This is a genomic window from Leptospira biflexa serovar Patoc strain 'Patoc 1 (Paris)', assembly GCF_000017685.1.
Classification (GTDB): Bacteria; Spirochaetota; Leptospiria; order Leptospirales; family Leptospiraceae; genus Leptospira_A; species Leptospira_A biflexa.
In genome coordinates this window covers 235,832-257,196 of sequence record NC_010843.1, presented here as the reverse complement: position 1 = coordinate 257,196, position 21,365 = coordinate 235,832, and the positions used below count along the sequence as shown (strand labels likewise).

Here is a 21,365-nt window from a genome sequence, read left to right as displayed (position 1 = left end):
TATCCATGAAGTCAAAAATTCTAATATTCTTATTGATAGCCATCCCACCTTTTTTAAAGGCTGATCCTGGTCCTAAACGATTTGGGTTTGTTGTTGGTGTAAGCGAATATAAGGATTTGTCCCTAGCGAATTTAAAAACGGCTAAAAATGATGCTCTTGGTATGACAAAAATTCTATTTAGTTATGGTTCATACAATCGCATCCAAACCTTGGTACAAGAAGGGTCAGTCAATTCGACCCCTACGAAATATAATATTTTAACACAGCTGGAATCGGTTTTGGAAGAGACAAATCCAGATGACCTATTTGTTTTTTATTTTTCGGGCCATGGAGTCGTAGATTATAATGATAAGGTGTACCTTCTTCCTGAGGACGCAAATCCAGAGAAACCATTTGAAACAGGAATTGCAGTAGAACAACTTCTAGAAATGACACGTAAATTCAATTTGAAACGAGTTGTTTTTTTTATCGATGCATGCCGTAACCCAGAAGATGGGAAAGGCGAAATCGGAAGAAAATATTTAGAGAATGTAAATTTCAAAGATTCGGAAATAGTTTCCGTTTTTTATTCAACTAAGGTCGGTTATTCGAGCTTTGAAGATCCCAAATCTGGATATGGAATCTTTACAAAATATTTGATTTATGGATTGGAAGGTAGGGCTGATTCGAACTTTAATGGTGAAGTGACTTATTCTGAGTTATCTGGTTATGTGATCCAATCTATGAAGGTTTGGACCAAAGAAAATCAGAAATTACAAAAACCTTACACCAAAGAATACGCGGAAAAAGCTGAAGATACAATTCTAACATTCGCAGTCAATCCTGATACGTCACTAGCTGACGCGCCTTTATTCAATCCATACAATCCAACCTATGCCTTTCGTTCATTTTTAATTCCAGGTTGGGGCCAATATGCGCGGGGGCAAGAAGACAAAGGTAAAATTTACATGTCAATCTTTGCCTTAGGTGTTTTGTATGCAGGTTACCAATACAATGAGTTCCGCTCTGACAAACAAGCCTATGAATCTGCGATAGGGATTCCTCCTAACCCTAGAGTCTCTGAGACGATTTTATTGAATTATTTTTTAATTGAACCATACCGTCAGCAAATGGAAACTTCAAGGGCAAATCTCTCACAAGCATTGACTGCTTTGGTACTCATATGGTCTGCAAATGTGTTTGATTTTTATTTGTTAGGCCCTAATCCTAAAGAAAAGTCGAGTGTTTTCCTCGAATTCGATATGGAAAACCAAGGGTTTATGGGAATCAATCGAGTCGGAAAAATGGGTTATGCGCTTAGGTTTTAGTCTCCTATCAATAGTATTGGTTTTGCATTGTCAGGTGAAAGCACCCAATCAAAATGTATTCGATCCTACCTCAATGTTTGGAGGATCGGCTGTCGTTTTATTGGGATTAGGCTTTGGTGATGACTTACAAATCACAACGAGATACAAACAAAATGATTATCCGACAATTGTTAAAACAGAATATTTAGATTTGGATTTGAGTGCCCCTGTAGCGGCCTATTTTACGAAAGGGGATTTTAAAATTTCTGATCCATACCAGAACGATCTCATTTTACGAGATGTGTTTCCACTTTCAGACTTTAAACTACGAGTTTTATTTTCCGTTTCATCTCGATCGGAGTGGAGAGATCCACTTATTATCTCGATTACAAAACCTGAAACATTGACTGAATATTCATTTTTGGGAAAACAATTAGAATTTCGATTTCCATATCCTAGATACTTTGGATCAATTTCGGAGGCGAAAGGATACATTACCTCTACGATGTTAACTGATGGTCGCATCTTACTTGCAGGAGGAGTGAATCCTTCTGGTGCAACAGTTGCGACAATCGAAATTTGGAATCCAGAAACTGGTATATCAAAAATATTACCATCACTGAACCAAAGTTTAATGGGGATGGCTGTTTGTGTTCAGAATGATGGTAAGGTTTTGGTTTCTGGTGGGAAATCAGTATTGGGGAATGTCACTGCCAATTCGCAAATCTCGGATAAAATTTATTTGATTGATCCTGTGAATGAAACCGTTGTCGAACTACCGTTTATTATGCAGAGAAGACGTTATGGTCATACGATGGTTTGTTTGAACCAAGGAGACCTTCTGGTTTCTGGAGGACAATCCCAGGTTGGCACTGATCCTTCTGCTGTGACCGATGATCATGAATATGTTTCGATGAGTGGTAATAATTCCACGATTTTAGCTGGATCTTCAAACTTCCCTCATGGGATGGCGTTTCATTCTGTTGAATATGACCAATTGAATTCACGAATATTGTTTTATGGTGGAAGGGATCGCTTAGATTTATATGCAATGTTTTCGAACACGATTTATGCGATGGATACAAATACTTTTGCTCTAAATTCCTTGCCTGTAACGTTTGCAACATCTAGATCAAATGTATCGCATTTTAAAATGCCAAATCAAGATCGTGTTTTTTTGGGAGGAATGATTCGAGAGGGGACAGGGTCAAAGGCGATTGAATCCTGGAGCGAGAATTTAACAACCACAACAAGTCTTGGATTTACGACACGATTCAAAAATGGCAGTGCAATTGTCAGATTTTCTGATGAACAGGTGTTTTTTACCGGCGGCATTGATACATATTATAAATCCGGAATGTTGGAATTATATGATCACTATGAACGTAAAAATTATATAGTAGATACGATGATGGTGCCGAGATCGGAACATTCTTCTCACCTAACTACCAAAGGGATTGTTATCTTTGGAGATTCTGCATCATTGGATACAAGGGTTGAAGTTTATGGGAAAGATTAAGTTCTTAATTTTCGCCATTTTTTTTGTTTCCTGCAAAATTTCAAATGGAACCAATCCAATGGATCCTTCATCTGCCGCAAATATTGGTTTATTTTTGTTAGGTGCCGATTCGGTTGTAAAAATGGAGTTTTCCTCTAATCGTGTACAACCTGGGGGAATTATATATGTATCCACAAATCATGATTTTACTTCAAATTCCAATGGATTGAGATTACCTGTTACAAATTCAGGATCGAACCCGATTTCACAAATCATTCCTAGAAGCAAATTTTTATACGAAGTCAGGATGGCTCCATCGGTGACAAGTGGAAAGTTCACCATGAATCTAAAAGATTATTATTTAAGTGAATCCCTATTGGTGAATCCTGAATACTTTGAATTTGAAATTGATGCAAACCCACCCTTATTACAGTTAAAAACAGGAAATGGAATTGATATTTCAGAATTACAGTCAGGGTTTTTGGACATTGAATCTAATGAGGAGATTGTTTGGGATGGAAATCTGTCTCAAGTGGAACTCTCTGGCAATGCAAAAAATAGTTTGGTTGTATCAGACATCATTGTCTCGGCAAGAAATATACGATTATTATTTGCTGGAAATCCCAATGCAAACGGTGGTATTCTAAGTATACGCTTCAATGGAGTAATGGACAAAGCTTTGAACTCTCAAGGCAACATCATACTTCCAGTTCAAGTATTCGCTTTTAAAAGTGGTCCAAACATGAATATAGCTCGGAGATCATGTATGGGTATGGAGCTTGATGATGGTAGAAAAATAGTTCTTGGTGGTAGAGCAAAATCAGGTGTTGTGATCAATGGTAACGGGACATTAAGTAGTACGGAATTTTATAATTCTATCACAAAAGAGTTTTCGATTGGGCCAGATATGATTTACAGAAGGCAAGAGTCCGCCATCGTAAAACTTTTAGATGGACGTCTGTTAGTGTCAGGCGGGTTTGGAGCAAAAGTTTGGGAAGCGTCAAACGAAAGTTTAAGCTCGATTGAAGTGTATGACCCAGTCACCAATACTTGGGCAGAAGGTCCGAGTCTCACCACACCAAGACAATTGCATAAAATGACAGTTCTACCAAATGGTGATGTATTGGTTGTGGGAGGGCTCACTCCTTTTTCTCCGTTCCAATCAATAGCGATGGTAGAGTTAATCCATGTAACACCAAATCCAGCTTCCATGACTGTGGAAACGATTGGAAATTTGGTTGATTCACGGGGGAAACATGCTCAGGTTTTGTCGTCTAGCGCTGGGAAGGTGGTCATCACAGGTGGTGAAAGATCTGATATAACAGGACCTGCTTCCAGCGATTATTATGCGAGAGCAATAGATTCAATAGAAATTTATGACATCGCCACAAAAACGTTATCTACATCAACGGCAAAGGTGATTAAAAGATTCAATCATTTTACGCATGCTTTGAGCAATGGAGAGATTCTTATATTAGGAGGGATCAGTTCTCGTTTTAATGATAACCAACCGATCCTAAGGGCACAAATCTATAATCCATTCACCGATACAATTCGTGATCACAAAAATTTATTGTTTGGAAGGGAATGGGGTACTTCCTTCGTATTCCCTTATGGTAAAGATCAAATTGTAATTGCTGGAGGATTAGAATACCGAACTGTCAATGGGAATACCTTTGATTCGATTCTGGATACTGAGTCATGGTCTGAGACGGACAATCGATTTTATCTCACAAGCAGATCACTGAATGCGAGGTGGGATGGATGTGATATTGGATATCCTTCTACCGGTGGTGGAATGATTCTCGGTGGAAGGATTGGAAGTATCCTTGCTAATACGGAGGAATATAGTTTTGAATAAACTAAATTTATCCTTTGTATTTTTATTCGTTGGATGTATGGTCCAATCTGAATTTAAAAATGTTTTTGATCCAAAATCATTGACTGGCATTTTGTTAAGTTCAGTCGTAACTGGTGGCCAATTTGAGTGTAATGAGAGATCAAATACGAAGTCGTTTGGGAATATTAATCAGATACTATTACAATGCAATCGCGAATTAGCGAAGATAGATACTGATTTTTTATCTGAGTTGAATGAATCCACATTTACCAATGTTAGTTTCGCAAAAATTGGAAATGATCAAATATTAATCCAATTTGACCCCTTGATGAACGATGGCAGTTATGAAATTAATTTAAAGAGTGTTGTCTCTGGATTTGGTGAAACTCTTACCCAAGAAACATATCCCATCGTCATTGATACTCAATTGCCTGCAGTGAGTTTAACAAATTATCTGCCAATCACTGACTATACTTTTTTTACTTCCAGGTATTGGGATTTTGAAAGTTCAGAACCACTCAAAAGTTTTGGACAACCTTTGCTTAGTGGATCGTTAGCTTCTATGATTGTCGTGCGATCCATTCAAAAGATAAGCGATACCAATTTTCGTGTTTATTTCGAGACAAATTTTGATTCCAATGGACCAGGATCTGTCACGATATCATTTCCCAATGCAAAAGACAAAGCATTGAATGATGTGACAAATTCCATTACTGTTCGATTGATTGGATTGGTGCCGGGCCCAACTTTAAACCAAGGTCGTGCAGAATTTGAAGCATTTCAAAATGAGAATGGTGATGTCATTGCAATTTATGGATATAATTCTAGCGCTGAAATCTTAAGAAGAGGAACCAATAGTTTTATTCTTACCAATCCAAGTTTACCTGAAATTCATCGAGGAGAACGAGGTGTGATGTTGGATGGCAAAAAGTTGCTGATCACCGGTGGGATTAAATTTTCTAGTGCGAACTCTTTGAACGAAAGTTATCTTTTTGACACCGAGACCACTTCCTTTTTGCAAACAGGATCGATGGTACAGACGCGTCACATGCATGATATAGTCAAATTGCCGAATGGCAAAGTAATGGTAATCGGCGGGATAAAAGATTTCACTCCAGTTTTGCCTGGTATGTACTTCACAACTTTGAATTCCGCAGAAATTTATGATCCTGCAACTGAAACATTCACTGAAATTACAAATCGAATGATGTCTCCTCGTTCCTTCTCTTGTTCTGTCGTATTAGATGATGGTAGAGTTTTCATTGTTGGTGGGACTGATGGAATTTTTGCCCCTAAGGATACAACTGAGTTTTATGATCCTGCAACGGAAACTTTTAGTTGGGGGCCTAGTTTGCCTATCGCAGTAGGGGCATTAAAATGTTTGAAACTAACAGACGGGAACGTTTTGATTTATGGCGCTCAGTTATCGAATTTGAGCAATGCCACGATGTTGTTTGATATCTCCAAAAATCGAGTTCTTACCATTGCCAATTCTTTATACCGAAGGGAGTGGAGTATGGCACTTGAATTACCCGATGGTGGAGTTTTGTTCTACGGTGGTGCCTATCGTTATAACACAAGTGAGCCGAGCCGTACAATTGAAAAATTGGACTACGGAAAAAGTAATAGTTTTTATGAAATGGGAATGTCGAGAATTAGTTTATCAAAACACAGTGGCGTTAAATTTTCAGATGGAACATTTTTTTTCTTAGGTGGTGAATCTGGCGGATTATTCCATCATGGAACAGATTATTATGGATTAACCGAGTAATATGCCACATGAATCGGGACGTATCTATGGATCATTTAAAAAAATTTGTATCCCAGAATCGATGCTTCTTGATGAAGCAATAGCAATCCGTAGCCAATTATCTCAAATCAAATCAAATTGGGAAAATGGCATATTAACGGGAAGTGAAGTAACCTACCAACTCGTATTGTTATATTTAGAAAAAAGAGTGAAAAGACACCCATTCCTAAGAATGGGGCAAAAACTACCAAACCGAAATTCTTCAAAAGAATTTTTAGAAGTAGTGCGATTTTATGGAATGCCGGACACAGTTCGATATGCACTTTGGAAATGGCATATCGGCGAATGGAATATTCAACTGATCGATTTTAATCCAAGTTCATTGGAAATGTTAGAATCACAAAGTAAAGGAATCCGTTATGCAACGATTAGTTGGGATCACGCTTTAATGGGAACTCTGGTTGAAGGCAAAAGAGATGCTTTTGAACATTTGTTGCATGATTTAGCACATGCATATATGTTCTTTAGAGAAGATTATGATTTTGATGGTCAGAAGAAATTTTTTCAATCGATGTTAGATGATTACGAAGAATATTTAATTTATTTAGAAAAAGATAATACCTTCAAAGAAAAATTTGAATATTGTATTTCCGATATGAATTCTCATCCTGCCCATTTGTCTGCGTATTGGAATGCAATTCGAAAAGAAGCAGGAGTCCCTATCTTGACAGCTGAAACCAAAAACTAAAGTTTTGGATTGTTTTTGTGACGATGTAAGTCACGTTTTGTGTTCTTTTGAATTGTTGTTAAGATCGCATCTTGTAGAGAGATTCCCATTTGATTGGCAAGGCAAGTTAATACAAATAAAATATCGCCGATTTCGTTTGGGATTTGATCGGCTGATTCCCCCGATTTGAATGATTGGTCTCCATATTTTCTTGCCATCAACCTTGATAATTCGCCCACTTCTTCCATAAGGATGGCTAAATTAGTTAATTCTGAAAAATAACGAACCCCAATTGTTTGGATCCAATCGTTGACTTCATTTTGTAATTGACCCAGGGTGATTTCATTTTTTTCCAAGTTTTTTCTCCAATTCTTTGGAAAGTATGTTTGAAAATTCAACCATACCTTGTTGGTTTAAATGGATTAAATCAAAACAGTATTTCCCGTTTTTGTCGCCTAAAGAATCTTGTAGGTCTAATTCATCTAACGTTTGGTGGTTTTTTAAGGCTTCTGTTAACCCATCTCTCCATACTTTCATTCTGCCTTCATTATTCACCTTCCGAATGACATCCGAATAAGGTGCAAAAACATTGATAATATGGATCTTTCGATTTCCAATGATATCATACATTTTGGTTAACCGTCGAAAGTAACGTTTTGTATCATCGGTTGCATCTGAATCTTTTGGGACGATGCTTGCGATCCCACATGTTTCAAATAACATCCTTCTATGATCAGGGTTGGAACCTTTTGGGATTTCAATTGGTAGATGTAATGCCAAACGATTCATACAGTCTTCAACGTTTGTTAAATTGTATTCATCGATGGATTCCGGATGATCATTTTCATAATCCCATGGATTTTGATTTGGGCTTTTATTTTTTCTAGAAATTGCTTTTAATCGTTCGTTCAAATTAATCACTAAATCAGACATATCTTTGCGATAAGCCACAGATTTAAAAATGAGATACAAGTAGTTTGAAAATTCCAAATTATATTCAAAATCTAATACAGTGGGAATTGCTTTGAAGTTCCCAAGCTCAGACAACATAGCAAGTGTTGGATCCACAACATAACTACGATCAACCCAAGGCATCCCTGGCTCCATCACGTGAAGGATGATTTTCACATTCGGGAATTGGTCTAAGTATTCTTCCAATATCCTATGTTGGACAACTAATTCTGATCCACGGACAGCAATCGATTGAGATTTTAGACCTAACTTCTTTAAGTTTTCATTAAGGATACGAATACTAATTCCTTCGAATGCAACGGAAGTCCCAACAATCAGAATATCTGGTTCGAGAATGTCCTTTTTGGAGATCACATGTTCGGTGACCCGATTGATGTTAGATGCATAGGAATTCTTTTTTAAATATGGTTTATAAAAACCCAATTGTAGAACGAGTTCAAAGATAAGTAGGAAAACGAAGACAGTTACGATCTTCTTATCTTTCAAAAATTGGATAGTTTCTTTAGTAATGCTCATAATTAAAATTGAAAGTAGAGGAAGTTCTGACTTTCTGTTACCCCGAATAATAATAATAAAAGAATGTTCACGATGACGAAAATGGAATATTTCATCCAACTACCAGTGAGTAGAGTAGGGATTTGTCTTTTGGAAAAAATATAACTTGCCGTAAAACAAATTACGAGTAAAATTCCAAAGCGGTAATTCATCCAACGTGTGATGGGTGCGCCAGAATCATTGAGGAAGACAAGTGCTTTCATCATAGGGATTGCTTTTTCCATAGTTTCCGCGCGGAACATGATAAACCCAAACGCGAGACAAAACATTGTAAGTATCCGGGAGAAGATATCGTAAGTTTTTCCACCTTTTTGGTTAAAGAATTTTGAAACGGATGTATCCCCATAAAATTTGTGTGTCAGTAACATCGTCCCTTGCCAAATTCCCCAACCAACATAATGGTAGGCAGCTCCATGCCATAAACCTGCAAATAACCAAGTGATCATGATATTTCTAATATACATGATTACACTGACTCGGGAACCACCTAACGGAATGTAGATATAATCTCGTATCCATGTAGAAAAAGAAATATGCCAACGCGACCAATGGTCTGAGATATTTTTACAGGACATTGGAAAATTAAAGTTTGGATTGAATTGGAATCCAAATAAACGAGCAACACCAATTGCGATATCGGTATAACCGGCAAAATCGAAATAAATTTGCCATCCGAAGGCAAGTGTTCCAGTCCAGATTTCGATCGAATTTAGATTTTGGTAATTGGCAAATGTAGAATCGACTACTTTTGCTAAGTTGTCAGCAAAGACAATTTTTCTTGTGAAACCAATTAATATTAAGGCAAACGCTGCTTCAATATGTTCTTTATGAACACTTAATCTGTAATCAAGATCTCGAAAAAAAGTTTCTGCACGAACAATAGGACCCGCAACCAATTGAGGGAAGAAAGCCACATACAAAGAAAAGTCTAAAAAGGACTTACGAGCTTCTATTTTACGATTATATACGTCGATTGTATAACTCATCGATTGAAATGTATAAAAGGAAATCCCAACTGGTAAAATAATGTTTTGTTTTTCAAATTGAAAGGATCCAAGAAGATGGATATCGTTAATGAGTCCGAGCAAAAAATCGGTGTATTTAAAAAACCCCAATGTTCCAAGATTCACAACGAGTGATAAAACAAGTAACCAACCTCTTTGTGAATCACCATCTTGTTTTGCTTCAATTAAGCGAGCTGCGAAATAATCTATAATCGTTGAAAACAACAGAATCAAAACATATGGATTGATTTTGAGATCACAATACATTCTATCTGTAAAGAATTTGAGACCACTATCTGCCATCGCCGAACATGAGATTGATGATGGTTGCCAAGCCATGTAAAAATAATAACTGGCGAGTAAAAAGAACAATCTTTGCCATCGATTCTTTAAAAGATTTCCAATGATGATTGTGATAAAAAAGAAGGCTAAAAATTCAAATGAGTTAAATAACATCTTGCGTGTCCTATCTGTAGATTGTTTCTTCTGCTAATTTTTCAACGGGGCCTTGGATTCCCTCAGTATAACCGAATTTGGGACCTATCGATCTAGGTAGAGTGGAAAATGTAAAATTGGTAAGGAAATAAAAGATAAAAACTAAGGTATAAGTTGTATGTAAGATTGAGTTTGAAAACTTTGGAAGTAAATCGTTTCGGTATGAGTTGAGGATAAAGGAATTGAGAATCCAAAGTCCAATGGTTGTCCCAACCCAGAATTCAAAAAAATAACCTTCCCACCATGTATAGAAGACGATGGACGGTACCAACCAAAATGTCAGAACCAATATTTCTTGTTTGTATTTTGCCCACATGGTACGAAAATTCAAAATTCCTAAACATAAACTAAAAATCCAGAACAAAAGATTTAAATTATATGGTAGGTGTTTTGGGTTTTGGAAATCAAAAAGGTTCACTCGAAATTTGGGGATTACATTTTGAAAGACTAAAAAAGCATCACCAATGCCTCGATAAAAGTACAATACGTAATTTTTTTCTTCACCAAGGCTTGTTCCCCAACGATTGATGGCCGCATACAAAAACATCCAGAATGAAAAATGTTTTTCGTCGATAGGTCCAAGGCCTCTTTTTAGGATCACAAATCCAACGAACAAATAAGAAAAGATCGTGACAAGTCCTAAGCAAGCCAAATAGACGAATATGACTCTAAGTTTTGTACCTAAACTTCGATTTGGCGATAAAAATATTGCCATTGGTACCATTCCAAAATGTATCACATTCGACTGATGGAAATAAATCGAAAAAAGTTGGATGAACCACAAGATGGCCAGCTGTTTTGCATTCAGACCCTTTCGCAGATAATAAATGGTTAGCAAAAACAACAATGCCATAAGACAGGAATGAATGAGTGGTGTGTCATTGTGTAAGCTATAAAACCAAAATGCTTGGCTTACTTGGATGACGAGAGCAAGTACAACGGCTAAGACAAAATCTTTATAAAGTTTGTAGTAGATCCAAATAAAAAGTCCCAAAAAGAAAAGTGAAAAACTCAATATACGCAAACGCAGAAAAAACATAATATCTGTGGTTTGATAGAAAGTACGAACCATTTTCCAATACAATAGTCCTGAAGATTCAAATCCAAGATGATGAGGGTTAAAAAAAGCAGATTCAATTCGATCTTTTTGTATGTTCAGTGCATAAACACAAGAATCCCAATCAAAGGCACGTGATAGATACCTAAGATGGAATAAAAATAAACCTAAAAGAAGAAGGAAGATGAAAAGTTTTTTCAAAAAAAGTCTACCTTCTTATCGTTTTAACATTCGATTGACGATGGTTTTGTTTTTTCTATTTGGAAAAAAATAAGGAGAAACAATTAGTATTTTTCCATCTTTTTCCCAAACCAAACGATTGAGGCCAATATAATCGCTAAGCCCACCATGCTCATAAGAAAGGGAGAGTCCTTCTGCTTCCAAAGAATGTTGATTGAGTTTTTTCCCAAGCCATGAGTGTTTGATTTGCCAAAGTTCATTTTTTACAAATACAGTGCGAATATTCCATTTTGATAACAGTTGGCTAACATCGATTAGTAGGGAAATGGAAATATAAAAATAAACAAAAGCGGAAAGGTAATGGTAATAACGAAGTTCATCCAAAAAAGGGATTTTTAGAACTTTGGTAATTTCCAATACACCCACAAACCAAAAGAAAAAATTCCCTAGTAAGTGAATATACGGTAAACTAAGATAAAAGAATGAAGTCGCCCCAATGATTAAAACAAGTGAGGGGAGTGGATTTGAATGCAACTCATCATAAAGAGACGTTCCAAAATAGGCAGTTTCTTTTTTAGATTTGTATTCTTTCCACTTTGAGAGCAAACGATCAATGGTTTTCATATAAATAGTACCTCTTCTATCTTTTTCGCGGTTTCTTGCCAGGTCCACAATTTAGTTGGGAATTTTGGCACTCTTTCTTTTTTGGGTCCTGATAATGTCTGAAAGGCTTTGGTCCATGATTCCGTATCTTTTGGTGCTACGAAAACATCACATTGATCAGATAAAATTTCTTTGAATACTGGGATGTCGGATGCAACACATCTTTTGCCCTCGAGCATTGCTTCAAGCAATGGCAAACCAAACCCTTCGTGTAAAGATGGAAAAAAGAATGCCTTACATGATTGGAATGCAAGCGCCAATGTGTTTTCGTCAGGTGTATCGATGAATTGAATTCCGAAAGTTTGGGTCTTTGGATCGTTTAACTTTTGATACAGAATTTCTCCTTCTTCGCCCCAACCTTTTCTCCCCATGATGAGAAGGGAATGTTTGTCTTTAGGATGATCTGCTTTAAAATGTAAAAAAGCATCTACCAATCGGTTGATATTTTTTCTTGGTTCTAGGGTTCCTACTGTTAGGAAAAAATCTTTTGGAAATTTGATTTTTACCTTAGACAAATTTGTTTTTGTTTTAGAAACACCTGGGTATACAACGATACATTTGTTTTTGAAATTTGGTCGAAACTGGATGATTTCTTCTTTTGTATTTTTGGATAAACAAAAGATTTTGTCTGCATTTTTCAATGTAACTGGTGATAATAATTTGTGTTGCCAATAATTCCATTTTGCCATGGTTTCTGGGGCAGATATAAAATTGAGATCGTGATAGTTCACGTAACTGGGGATTGGTAGTTTAAAAAACGGTAACATTTGAATGGTACCCCAAAAAACTTCGATTTTGTTTTGTTTGAGTCTTTTTGGTAAAATCAAATTTAAATAGATTGGTCCAGGGATTGGTTTTGATTCTACCACCAAATGTACGTTTGGCAGAAGTAAATCATTGAATACTGGGTGAATTGGTTTGTTACTTAAAAAATAAAATTTTTTGTCTTTGTGTTTTGGTAAAATAACTTTCAGAACTTCCGCAAGATAACGAGAGTTCCCAGTGATTCCATACGCAAGTGGTCTGACATCAATTCCGATGATTGTTTTCATGAAGTGCAAACCTAACGATATAAAAATACAACAAACTTGTAGAATAAAAGAGAATGGAATACATTGAAAGAAAGGATTCTAACTTTTGGCCGATAAAGGTACGATGACTGAGAATGGGCAAACTTAAAATGAAAAGTAAAACATAAGCGGATCGAGTCATTTTTGTTTCTGAAATCACTTTGTTTAATATGAAATAAACTGGAACCAAACAAATGATAAAACTATGGATCCAACTGATCCCACTAAAAAGTGCAGAAATTAAAAATAATAAAGAGATGATCGACCATTTTTGGTTCGGTTTGCGCCATAAAAGAAGCAGTGGTATCCCAAATGCCAAAACGAATATAATTTGAACGATTTTTAAAGTAAAAAGAGATACATTAAAAAATGGTAATCCATATGTCGGTTGGTTGATAAAGTCAGCACCTGAAACAAAATACTTTGCGAGTGTAGAGGGGAGCGATTGGTTGTTTTTCCAAGACCGTAAAAGTGGATTGTTCAGAGCGTTCCCTAAAATTTGCGAAATCCATTCATTGGACATTTGGATTGTGTATTCCCAATTGTATGTGAGTGGGAGTGCATTCCAAAGAAAAAGTCCCACAAAAAACCAAACGATTCTACTAAACTTTTTTTCATAAACGAAGGCGAAAAGAAAAACAAGAGGTGTGATTTTGATGCAAACTGCAAGAGCTAACAAAATTCCACCCACAAAATCATTTTTAATCAAAATAGATGCTAACACAAGTAAGATGAGAAAAATTCCTACTTGGTTATTTTGGATATGGCTTTCGATGAATCGAAAATTAATTACCATCGTTGTGATTAACAATATGTATTTGTACTTTTGTTTTTCTAAATTGAGTTCTTTGTTTTGGAAGAGTAGATAAAAGATCGCAAGTAAAGAAATCCAACTGATGAGTTCAAACAATAAGGCGGCATTATTTTCCGATAAAAATGTGATGGGTATGAGTAAAAATGAGAACAATGGAGGGTAAATATAAGTCGCTGTTTCATTTTGTAGGGAAAGGAGAAGGGGTAGGTTTTCTGGAAGGAATAAATCCTCAGCAGATTTGATTTTGGATTGGAGTTCAAAAGCAACATCGAATCTGTATAAATTTTCCCCTGTGGACCAACGTTCACTGGCATGGTAATAGTCCAAAAAATCAGATTTTTGGTGGGCACGTGTGACAGAGGTAACCAAAAGGAATAAAAAAAGAACAGCAAGGATCCATTTCCCATGTCTTTCTATCGGCTCTAAAAATTTCCACATAGTTCTCCTACCATTCCCAATATTTCTGGTTAATTGACAAGGTTTTCCTAAGGTGATCCCAAGATGGATTTTTTAAACGAATTTGATTTTCATTTACCAGAAGAACAAATTGCTCGTTTTCCCGCGAAAAACAGAGATGAATCGAGACTACTCCTCGTTGACAGAGCCAATGAGACATTTAAGGAAGCACCTTTTTTTCGGGACATACGCAACTGGTTAAAGCCTGGTGATGTTCTTGTTTATAACGAAACCAAAGTATCCTATCGTAGGGTGTACTTACAAGTGGAATCCGGGCGGATTCATGAAGCGATTTTTTTAGATACTTTAGAAGACAATGCAAACATCTGGTCTTGTATATTGAAAAATAGGGCCAAACTGAGATTAGGTGAAAATTTATGGCCAGTGGGGTTTAAAGAATTCCCTTTTGTGTATGAAAGCAAGGACAACGAACTATCCCTTCTCAGATCAGAACGCACGATTACGGATTTAGACTTTGAAGTTTTTGGAACCATCCCCATCCCTCCTTACTTAAAACGAAAGGCGATCGAAGATGATAAATTCCGTTACCAAACCATCTTTGCCAAAAAATCAGGTTCCGTCGCAGCACCCACTGCGGGACTACATTTTACGGATTCGTTAAAATTAGAACTCATCCAGCTTGGGATTCAATTTGTACCAGTCAACTTACAAGTTGGTTATGGGACATTTCGTCCCTTAACCACCGAACAATGGCAGACTAAAACCCTACATAAAGAAAGGTATGAAATCACCGATGAGTCTGCAAGCCAATTGAACTCTGCAAAAAAAGAAGGACGTAGGATCATTGCTGTCGGAACGACTTCGCTCCGAGTGCTTGAAACTGTATTTGATTCTCAACAACAGAAATTTAAGGTAGGCCTGGGTCAAACTGACATATTTTTGTCGCCAGGGGACAATATTGAATCCGTACATGGACTGATCACAAACTTCCATTTACCAAAATCGAGTTTGTTATTACTTGTGAGTGCCTTTGCCAATAGTCGACTCGTGATGAATGCGTATCAGTATGCATTACAGAACCAGTTTCGTTTTTATTCCTATGGTGATTCTATGTTCTTATTTTAAAAATAGGTTTACATGTGTTTTAGATTAGGAAATATGTTTCTACAGTTTCTTTATGAACTCCCCACAAGCATCTGTTTTTGTATCACTGATTTCTGGATTCGGTCTTCTTGCTGTGGTGGCATTGGCACCCATCCAAGAAAACCAAGTCAAAAAATTAGAAATGACAGCAAAACCTCAGTTAGCTGAAAAAAAAACTTTAAATTTTTCCATTGAAGCGAATCATGCGATTGAACGTTCAAAACGTTCTGAATTTTCAGAAACACCTAAGGATGCCTTTGTTTTTTTTTCACTAGTGGGGGACAATTCCCCTTCGAAACGAGGGATTAAACGTAGTAATTTTTCTTACTCTTTTTTGAGATTTGAATCCGATGTTTCTCCAGCCAATTTTTCTGTATTGGATGCAAAACTGAGTGGAGAACCTGCTTTATCACAATCTATTTTGACAACTTCCAATCATCCTTCTGCGAATATGATCTTTCGCCAAATAGAGGCAAACAAGCGGACGTTATACGATCCAAAATTACTTTATGAATACCAAGGTAATTTTTCTGCTTCTCCTTTTTTAAAAGTGCAAACCTCCATTTATAATATTAAAACAGAAAATCCTGTTGCTTCCTATGGAGCAGAAGGTGGTAAGTTTTCTTTTTTTTTCGGTAGTGATCAAATCCAATTGAATGTAAAATACAATTATGTGAACCAAAGGCCAAGTGCTTCGAATGGGCAAATTGGATTTGTCCCTGCGCAGGATATTGCCTCCCTTGGATTGATTTTCTTTTTAGGTTCTTCCAAGAACTATTCCCTGTACTTAGGGAACCAAATTTTTAACGTTTTTAATGATCCCTTACTTCGGGTAAGAGACCAAAACGGTCGGTCTCCTGAGACCTTTTCTGCTTCCTTCCGTGGCAAACCTCCAGGAAATCAAAAAACTACATTTTTTCTTAACTTCCAAAATCAATTTTATAAAGACGGGGTTTTATATGGAGTTCCAGGTGGATATATGGTAGGGAATACATTCAATGGAAAATCGTTTTATGAATATGTTACATCACTTGGGATGGAACTTGCATTTTAAAGGATTCATTCTTGCACTTGTTTTGGGTGTCTTTAGCGCTTGTTACTTGGGAGAAGAAAGAGAATCCAAACCCAAAAAACCAACAGTCCCTCCCTTAGAACAATTGGCGATTTCTTTATCAGAGAAGGGGTTTTATTTCCAACCCGAAAGACTTGTTGTTTTGACCTTTTTAGACAATGAAGGGAAAAAAAGTCCATACGGCGAAATCCTTGCCGAAAAACTTACCACGGAACTTGTCAAAAAGGATCGATTCCTCATCTTAGATCGACTGGCCAACCAAAAGGTTTTAAAGGAAGCGGGTCTGAGTTTGGATTCACCAACAGACACTGCCACCTTGCGTAAAATAGGTGAGGTTCTAAAAGTAGGAGTCATCATCACAGGGATTGTGACCCCTTACCAAGACGGTGTTTTTGTCAATACAAGACTCATCGAAATCAAAACGGGGCTCATCCTAAAAGCCGATGAAGTGTATGTCCGTATTGACGGTTGATTTCCTGCCCACTTCAACAAAAGAACCAATTTTACTGATTTTAAGTTCTGTAGTTTAATTTTCGATTGATTCCCTTTTTTCCTACGGTCTGATAGGTATAAGAGGTTCAGATGGCATTTGATATAGAAATGATCGCGGCTCGTTATTCCAAAATGGAAGCGGCCATCGCACAAGCCAGGAAGATTGTGGGTCGACCCCTCACTCTCACAGAAAAGATTTTATACAACCACCTATGGGACGGAAACCCATCCAAAAGTTTTGGACGTGGTGCTGACTATGTTGACTTTGCGCCAGACCGAGTGGCCATGCAAGATGCAACGGCCCAAATGGCACTATTGCAGTTCATGCAAGCAGGCAGAAAAAAAGTAGCTGTGCCTTCCACCGTTCACTGTGACCACTTGATCACAGCAAAAGAAGAATCAGGGAAAGACCTTGGCATCGCAGTCACTGAAAACAAAGAAGTTTATGATTTTTTATCTTCCGTCTCAAATAAATACGGAATCGGATTCTGGAAACCAGGGGCTGGGATCATCCACCAAGTGGTCCTAGAAAACTATGCATTCCCTGGTGGGATGATGATTGGAACGGACTCACACACTGTCAACGCTGGTGGACTCGGAATGGTGGCCATTGGTGTGGGTGGAGCTGACGCTTGTGATGTGATGGCGGGTCTCCCTTGGGAACTCAAATGGCCAAAAGCCATCGGTGTCAAACTCACAGGAAAACTCAATGGCTGGACATCTGCAAAAGACGTCATTTTGAAAGTCGCAGGGATCCTCACTGTCAAAGGGGGAACGGGTGCGATTGTAGAATACTTTGGTCCAGGTGCCGAAGCCCTTTCTTGTACAGGAAAAGGTACAATTTGTAATATGGGTGCTGAAATTGGTGCCACAACATCCACATTTGGATACGATGCTTCCATGGAACGTTATCTACGTTCGACAAACAGAAGTGATGTGGCAGACCTTGCCAACAAATACAAAGCTCACTTAACTGCTGACCCAGAAGTATATGCAGATCCATCCAAGTACTTTGACCAAGTGATTGAAATTGATTTAGACACTCTTGAACCATACGTAAATGGACCGTTCACACCAGACTTAGCCACTCCGATTTCTAAGATGAAAGAAGAAGCGGCAAAGAATGGTTGGCCAACAAAAGTAGAAGTGGGCCTCATTGGATCTTGCACAAACTCATCTTATGAAGACATCTCACGTGCGGCATCTCTTGCCAAACAAGTCTCTGCTAAAGGCCTGAAAACCAAAGCAGAATTTACGATCACACCAGGATCGGAACTTGTTCGTTATACGATCGAACGTGACGGATTCATTGACACCTTCCACCAAATTGGCGCTAAAGTATTCTCGAATGCTTGCGGGCCTTGTATTGGGATGTGGTCTCGTGTGGGTGCCGATAAAAAGGAAAAGAACACGATTGTTCACTCTTTCAATCGTAACTTCCAAGCACGACAAGACGGAAACCCAAACACATACGCGTTTGTTGCTTCTCCAGAGATCACAACGGCACTTGCCATTGCAGGAGATTTAGGATTCAATCCTCTCACAGACACTCTCACCAACGAAAAAGGGGAAAAGGTAAAACTCGACCCACCTACTGGGGAAGAACTTCCTAATAAAGGTTTTGCGGTAGAAGATGCGGGTTATGTTGCTCCTGCGGCAGATGGATCAGGTGTACAAGTGATTGTGGATCCAAGTTCCACAAGACTGCAACTCCTTGCTCCATTCAAAGCCTGGGAAGGAACGGACCTAAAAGGCCTCAAACTTCTCATCAAGGCAAAAGGGAAATGTACAACAGACCATATCTCGATGGCGGGTCCTTGGTTAAAATTCCGTGGCCACTTGGACAATATCTCCAATAACCTACTCATTGGTGCGACCAACTTTTTCAATGGCAAAACCAATGAAGTTAAAAACCAAATCACTGGGAATTATGAACCCGTGCCACAAACCCAAAGAGCCTACAAAGCACAAGGCATTGGATCGATTGTGGTTGGGGATGAAAACTATGGGGAAGGTTCTTCTAGAGAACACGCCGCTATGGAACCAAGGCATTTGGGAGTGCGTGCCGTACTTGTGAAGTCTTTCGCTCGTATCCACGAAACAAACCTCAAAAAACAAGGGATGCTTGCGTTAACATTTGCCAACAAAGATGACTACGATAAAATCCAAGAAGATGATTTGATCGACATCAATGGCCTCACAAGTTTTCAAGAAGGAAAAGCTCTCACTCTTGTTCTCAATCATAAAGATGGGAAAAAAGATGAGATCCAAGTGAACCATACTTACAATGCACAACAAATCGAATGGTTCAAAGCAGGTGCTGCCTTGAACTTGATGAAAGCGTAAGAACCAAAATTTTCGAAAGCACTTGCCAGATGTTTTATCTGGCAAGTCCAGTTTCTCCATGCCAACTCCAAAACCAAAACTTCGGAAAGTAACCAAAGCCAAAAAAACAAATACAGATGTTCCTTCACAAATGAACGAGGAAACGCTGATTTGGTCCGGTGAATCTTCCAACCAAACCAAGGCACAAAAAGAATTCAACGATGCCCTTCGCAAACACAAAGAAACCATTGAACGAACAAAAGAAATCGAGCCACTCTTCCAATTGGTCAATGATACATACTTAAATGTCGTTTTACCGGAATTAAACAAACAAAAACAGTTGGAACGCGAACGATTTGAACTGATGTGTTCCATACTTCTCGAAGAAAAATTATCGTTTGGAAAGATGCAAAGGGAATTTTTACGCAGGTATTTACTGGATATGTGTAATGATGCATTGGCAGAAGATTCGGAGTTTTACTCTCCCTTTCGTGACCAGTTAGAAACCAAATTTGAAAAGATGGAACGGATCCGTTATAAGAATCAAATGGAATCGAGAATCAAACAAACATTTGGTGTCGATATCGATTTGGATGATTTTAATCGTACACAATTTGATTCAGATGAGGAAAGGGAAGTTCACGAAGAGAAATATAGAGATTTCCGCGAAAAATATGAAGAATATAGATCTGAATATTTTAGAAAATCCCAATCAGGATTCAAAGAGAAATCAAAATCAAAAGCACAAATGGAGAAAGAAAAAAAACAATTGGAAGCAGAACGATTGTTAAGTACAGATATCAATTCATTATTTAAAAATTTGGCAAAACTCATCCATCCTGACAAAGAACAAGATCCAGTTTTGCGTGAAAAAAAAGCCAAACTCATGACAAAACTCTCTGGAGCCAGAGACAATCTAAACATTGCAGAAATATTAGAGATCAAATTACAAGTGGATGAACTGATCCCGAACCAACAAACGAATGTTTCCTTCCATGACACATCAATCAAACGATTTGTAGGGATCATTAAATCTAAAATTAGAGAATTAGAAGATTCGATCAAACAACGATTTTTTACTCATCCACTGATGGCAGATTTCCCTTCGAGTAAAATCACAAAAGAGACTTTGGATGTGTATTTAAAACGAGTGAAGTTAGACAACCAAATGGTGACAAAAGCCTACCAAAAAGAAGTAGACCAATTGACTAAAGAGCCAAAGTACATCAAAGAGATGATTCGAGAACTCCAAAGTTTGGGAGTTCAATTTTAATGAAAGGTTTTTTGAAACAAAAACAAGTTGGTTTTGGTAAAAACGGCAAAGAGTTTGGAAAAGAATATTGGTCTGAAATTTATGGGAATGGACTCGATGTCGATGGTTCCTACAATGCCAAACAACATGCAGAGTATTTAAAATCACTTTTTCAACTCATGGAAATCCCCGTGTATCAAATTGCCGATTTTGGATTTGGAAAGGGGATTTTACTTCGTGAAATGGTGAAGGTCTTTTCGCCAGTAAAAGTATACGCAGTGGATGCCTCAAACGAAGCCTTCGATGATTTGAAAAAAAAAGATTGGGTCAAACGTTCCGACAAATTTCACATTTACCATGAATCTCTTGAAACTTTTGTTTTACCGAAATTGGAAAAAGCTCCTGTGGAACTTGGGATTTGTAATTCCGTCATCCAGTACTTACCCGATGCCCAAATCCCTTCTGTATTAGAAAAGATGGCAAAGTATTGTAATTATTTATATTTTACAGTGCCAACAAACGAAGATTATGCGGTAATGAAAAAGGAAATGTCTTTTGTGGATCCTTACGCCTTTTCCAGAACCAAAAAAAAGTATAGGAAATGGATTTCAAGAGACTTCGAAATCGTAGGATACAATCTTTTGCAAAGCAAATGGCTTGGGGAAAAAGGGTTTAAAGAAGATTTTTTTCGGATCGATTGAAAGGCGTACACTAGAGATGTTACCCCGATTCACAAAATTTATAAATTTCGAA

18 protein-coding genes are annotated in these 21,365 nt (G+C 37.6%); 11 read left to right on the top strand and 7 right to left on the bottom strand.

What is annotated here, in order from left to right; genetic code table 11:
- The first annotated feature begins 5 nt into the window (after window positions 1-5).
- From LEPBI_RS18350 to LEPBI_RS18330, 5 genes are read left to right on the top strand one after another with little or no spacing between them, the layout of a single operon-like run.
- Window positions 6-1,307 (top strand): caspase family protein, encoded by a 1,302-nt coding sequence (locus LEPBI_RS18350; protein WP_012476734.1) that lies wholly within the window; start codon window positions 6-8, stop codon window positions 1,305-1,307.
- On the top strand, window positions 1,291-2,805 hold the full coding sequence (locus tag LEPBI_RS18345; RefSeq protein WP_012476859.1) for a Kelch repeat-containing protein: 1,515 nt from the start codon (window positions 1,291-1,293) through the stop codon (window positions 2,803-2,805). The genes LEPBI_RS18350 and LEPBI_RS18345 overlap by 17 nt, the downstream gene beginning before the upstream one ends.
- On the top strand, window positions 2,792-4,645 hold the full coding sequence (locus LEPBI_RS18340) for a Kelch repeat-containing protein (RefSeq protein WP_012476858.1): 1,854 nt from the start codon (window positions 2,792-2,794) through the stop codon (window positions 4,643-4,645). Before LEPBI_RS18345 ends, LEPBI_RS18340 begins: the two co-directional genes overlap by 14 nt.
- Complete coding sequence (locus tag LEPBI_RS18335; RefSeq protein WP_012476731.1) at window positions 4,638-6,395, top strand: Kelch repeat-containing protein; 1,758 nt, start codon at window positions 4,638-4,640, stop codon at window positions 6,393-6,395. The genes LEPBI_RS18340 and LEPBI_RS18335 overlap by 8 nt, the downstream gene beginning before the upstream one ends.
- 1 nt (window position 6,396) lies before the next feature.
- Window positions 6,397-7,122, top strand: coding sequence for a hypothetical protein (locus tag LEPBI_RS18330; RefSeq protein WP_012476730.1), 726 nt, complete (start codon window positions 6,397-6,399; stop codon window positions 7,120-7,122).
- Here the strand turns inward: LEPBI_RS18330 and LEPBI_RS18325 are convergent.
- From LEPBI_RS18325 to LEPBI_RS18295, 7 genes are read right to left on the bottom strand one after another with little or no spacing between them, the layout of a single operon-like run.
- Window positions 7,119-7,457 (bottom strand): nucleotide pyrophosphohydrolase, encoded by a 339-nt coding sequence (locus tag LEPBI_RS18325; protein WP_012476729.1) that lies wholly within the window; start codon window positions 7,455-7,457, stop codon window positions 7,119-7,121. The genes LEPBI_RS18330 and LEPBI_RS18325 overlap by 4 nt on opposite strands.
- Window positions 7,444-8,589, bottom strand: a complete 1,146-nt coding sequence (locus LEPBI_RS18320; RefSeq protein ID WP_012476728.1) for a hypothetical protein — start codon at window positions 8,587-8,589, stop codon at window positions 7,444-7,446. Before LEPBI_RS18320 ends, LEPBI_RS18325 begins: the two co-directional genes overlap by 14 nt.
- Window positions 8,590-8,591: 2 nt before the next feature.
- Window positions 8,592-10,088, bottom strand: a complete 1,497-nt coding sequence (locus LEPBI_RS18315; protein WP_012476727.1) for an MBOAT family O-acyltransferase — start codon at window positions 10,086-10,088, stop codon at window positions 8,592-8,594.
- A gap of 10 nt (window positions 10,089-10,098) precedes the next feature.
- Window positions 10,099-11,385, bottom strand: coding sequence for a hypothetical protein (locus tag LEPBI_RS18310; protein ID WP_012476726.1), 1,287 nt, complete (start codon window positions 11,383-11,385; stop codon window positions 10,099-10,101).
- A 15-nt stretch (window positions 11,386-11,400) separates the two neighbouring features.
- Window positions 11,401-11,988 (bottom strand): LIMLP_18675 family protein, encoded by a 588-nt coding sequence (locus LEPBI_RS18305; protein ID WP_012476725.1) that lies wholly within the window; start codon window positions 11,986-11,988, stop codon window positions 11,401-11,403.
- Window positions 11,985-13,079: a glycosyltransferase family 4 protein gene (locus LEPBI_RS18300; protein WP_012476857.1), complete on the bottom strand. Its 1,095-nt coding sequence runs from the start codon at window positions 13,077-13,079 to the stop codon at window positions 11,985-11,987. Before LEPBI_RS18300 ends, LEPBI_RS18305 begins: the two co-directional genes overlap by 4 nt.
- Window positions 13,057-14,349 (bottom strand): glycosyltransferase family 87 protein, encoded by a 1,293-nt coding sequence (locus LEPBI_RS18295; protein ID WP_012476723.1) that lies wholly within the window; start codon window positions 14,347-14,349, stop codon window positions 13,057-13,059. Before LEPBI_RS18295 ends, LEPBI_RS18300 begins: the two co-directional genes overlap by 23 nt.
- A 63-nt stretch (window positions 14,350-14,412) precedes the next feature.
- On the opposite strand from LEPBI_RS18295, the gene queA reads away from it, so the two are divergent.
- The 6 genes from queA (at window position 14,413) to LEPBI_RS18265 (ending at window position 21,313) form a co-directional block, all read left to right on the top strand.
- On the top strand, window positions 14,413-15,453 hold the full coding sequence (queA, locus tag LEPBI_RS18290; RefSeq protein WP_012476722.1) for a tRNA preQ1(34) S-adenosylmethionine ribosyltransferase-isomerase QueA: 1,041 nt from the start codon (window positions 14,413-14,415) through the stop codon (window positions 15,451-15,453).
- Between the two features lie 52 nt (window positions 15,454-15,505).
- A complete protein-coding gene (locus LEPBI_RS18285; protein ID WP_012476721.1) occupies window positions 15,506-16,525 on the top strand; it encodes a hypothetical protein in 1,020 nt (339 codons plus the stop codon).
- Complete coding sequence (locus LEPBI_RS18280; protein WP_041770260.1) at window positions 16,485-17,015, top strand: FlgO family outer membrane protein; 531 nt, start codon at window positions 16,485-16,487, stop codon at window positions 17,013-17,015. The genes LEPBI_RS18285 and LEPBI_RS18280 overlap by 41 nt, the downstream gene beginning before the upstream one ends.
- A 110-nt stretch (window positions 17,016-17,125) precedes the next feature.
- Window positions 17,126-19,381: an aconitate hydratase gene (locus LEPBI_RS18275; RefSeq protein ID WP_012476719.1), complete on the top strand. Its 2,256-nt coding sequence runs from the start codon at window positions 17,126-17,128 to the stop codon at window positions 19,379-19,381.
- A gap of 22 nt (window positions 19,382-19,403) precedes the next feature.
- On the top strand, window positions 19,404-20,633 hold the full coding sequence (locus LEPBI_RS18270; protein ID WP_012476718.1) for a hypothetical protein: 1,230 nt from the start codon (window positions 19,404-19,406) through the stop codon (window positions 20,631-20,633).
- Window positions 20,633-21,313 carry a methyltransferase domain-containing protein gene (locus LEPBI_RS18265; RefSeq protein ID WP_012476717.1) on the top strand — a complete coding sequence of 227 codons (681 nt, stop codon included), beginning with the start codon at window positions 20,633-20,635 and terminating at the stop codon, window positions 21,311-21,313. Before LEPBI_RS18270 ends, LEPBI_RS18265 begins: the two co-directional genes overlap by 1 nt.
- The last annotated feature ends 52 nt before the right edge of the window (window positions 21,314-21,365 follow it).

Coding starts and splice junctions, on each gene's coding strand:
- LEPBI_RS18350 (WP_012476734.1), top strand. CDS start 6: ATGAAGTCAAAAATTCTAATATTCTTATTGATAGCCATCCCACCTTTT.
- LEPBI_RS18345 (WP_012476859.1), top strand. CDS start 1,291: ATGCGCTTAGGTTTTAGTCTCCTATCAATAGTATTGGTTTTGCATTGT.
- LEPBI_RS18340 (WP_012476858.1), top strand. CDS start 2,792: ATGGGAAAGATTAAGTTCTTAATTTTCGCCATTTTTTTTGTTTCCTGC.
- LEPBI_RS18330 (WP_012476730.1), top strand. CDS start 6,397: ATGCCACATGAATCGGGACGTATCTATGGATCATTTAAAAAAATTTGT.
- LEPBI_RS18320 (WP_012476728.1), bottom strand. CDS start 8,589: ATGAGCATTACTAAAGAAACTATCCAATTTTTGAAAGATAAGAAGATC.
- LEPBI_RS18315 (WP_012476727.1), bottom strand. CDS start 10,088: ATGTTATTTAACTCATTTGAATTTTTAGCCTTCTTTTTTATCACAATC.
- LEPBI_RS18305 (WP_012476725.1), bottom strand. CDS start 11,988: ATGAAAACCATTGATCGTTTGCTCTCAAAGTGGAAAGAATACAAATCT.
- LEPBI_RS18300 (WP_012476857.1), bottom strand. CDS start 13,079: ATGAAAACAATCATCGGAATTGATGTCAGACCACTTGCGTATGGAATC.
- LEPBI_RS18295 (WP_012476723.1), bottom strand. CDS start 14,349: ATGTGGAAATTTTTAGAGCCGATAGAAAGACATGGGAAATGGATCCTT.
- queA (WP_012476722.1), top strand. CDS start 14,413: ATGGATTTTTTAAACGAATTTGATTTTCATTTACCAGAAGAACAAATT.
- LEPBI_RS18285 (WP_012476721.1), top strand. CDS start 15,506: ATGAACTCCCCACAAGCATCTGTTTTTGTATCACTGATTTCTGGATTC.
- LEPBI_RS18280 (WP_041770260.1), top strand. CDS start 16,485: ATGAATATGTTACATCACTTGGGATGGAACTTGCATTTTAAAGGATTC.
- LEPBI_RS18275 (WP_012476719.1), top strand. CDS start 17,126: ATGGCATTTGATATAGAAATGATCGCGGCTCGTTATTCCAAAATGGAA.
- LEPBI_RS18265 (WP_012476717.1), top strand. CDS start 20,633: ATGAAAGGTTTTTTGAAACAAAAACAAGTTGGTTTTGGTAAAAACGGC.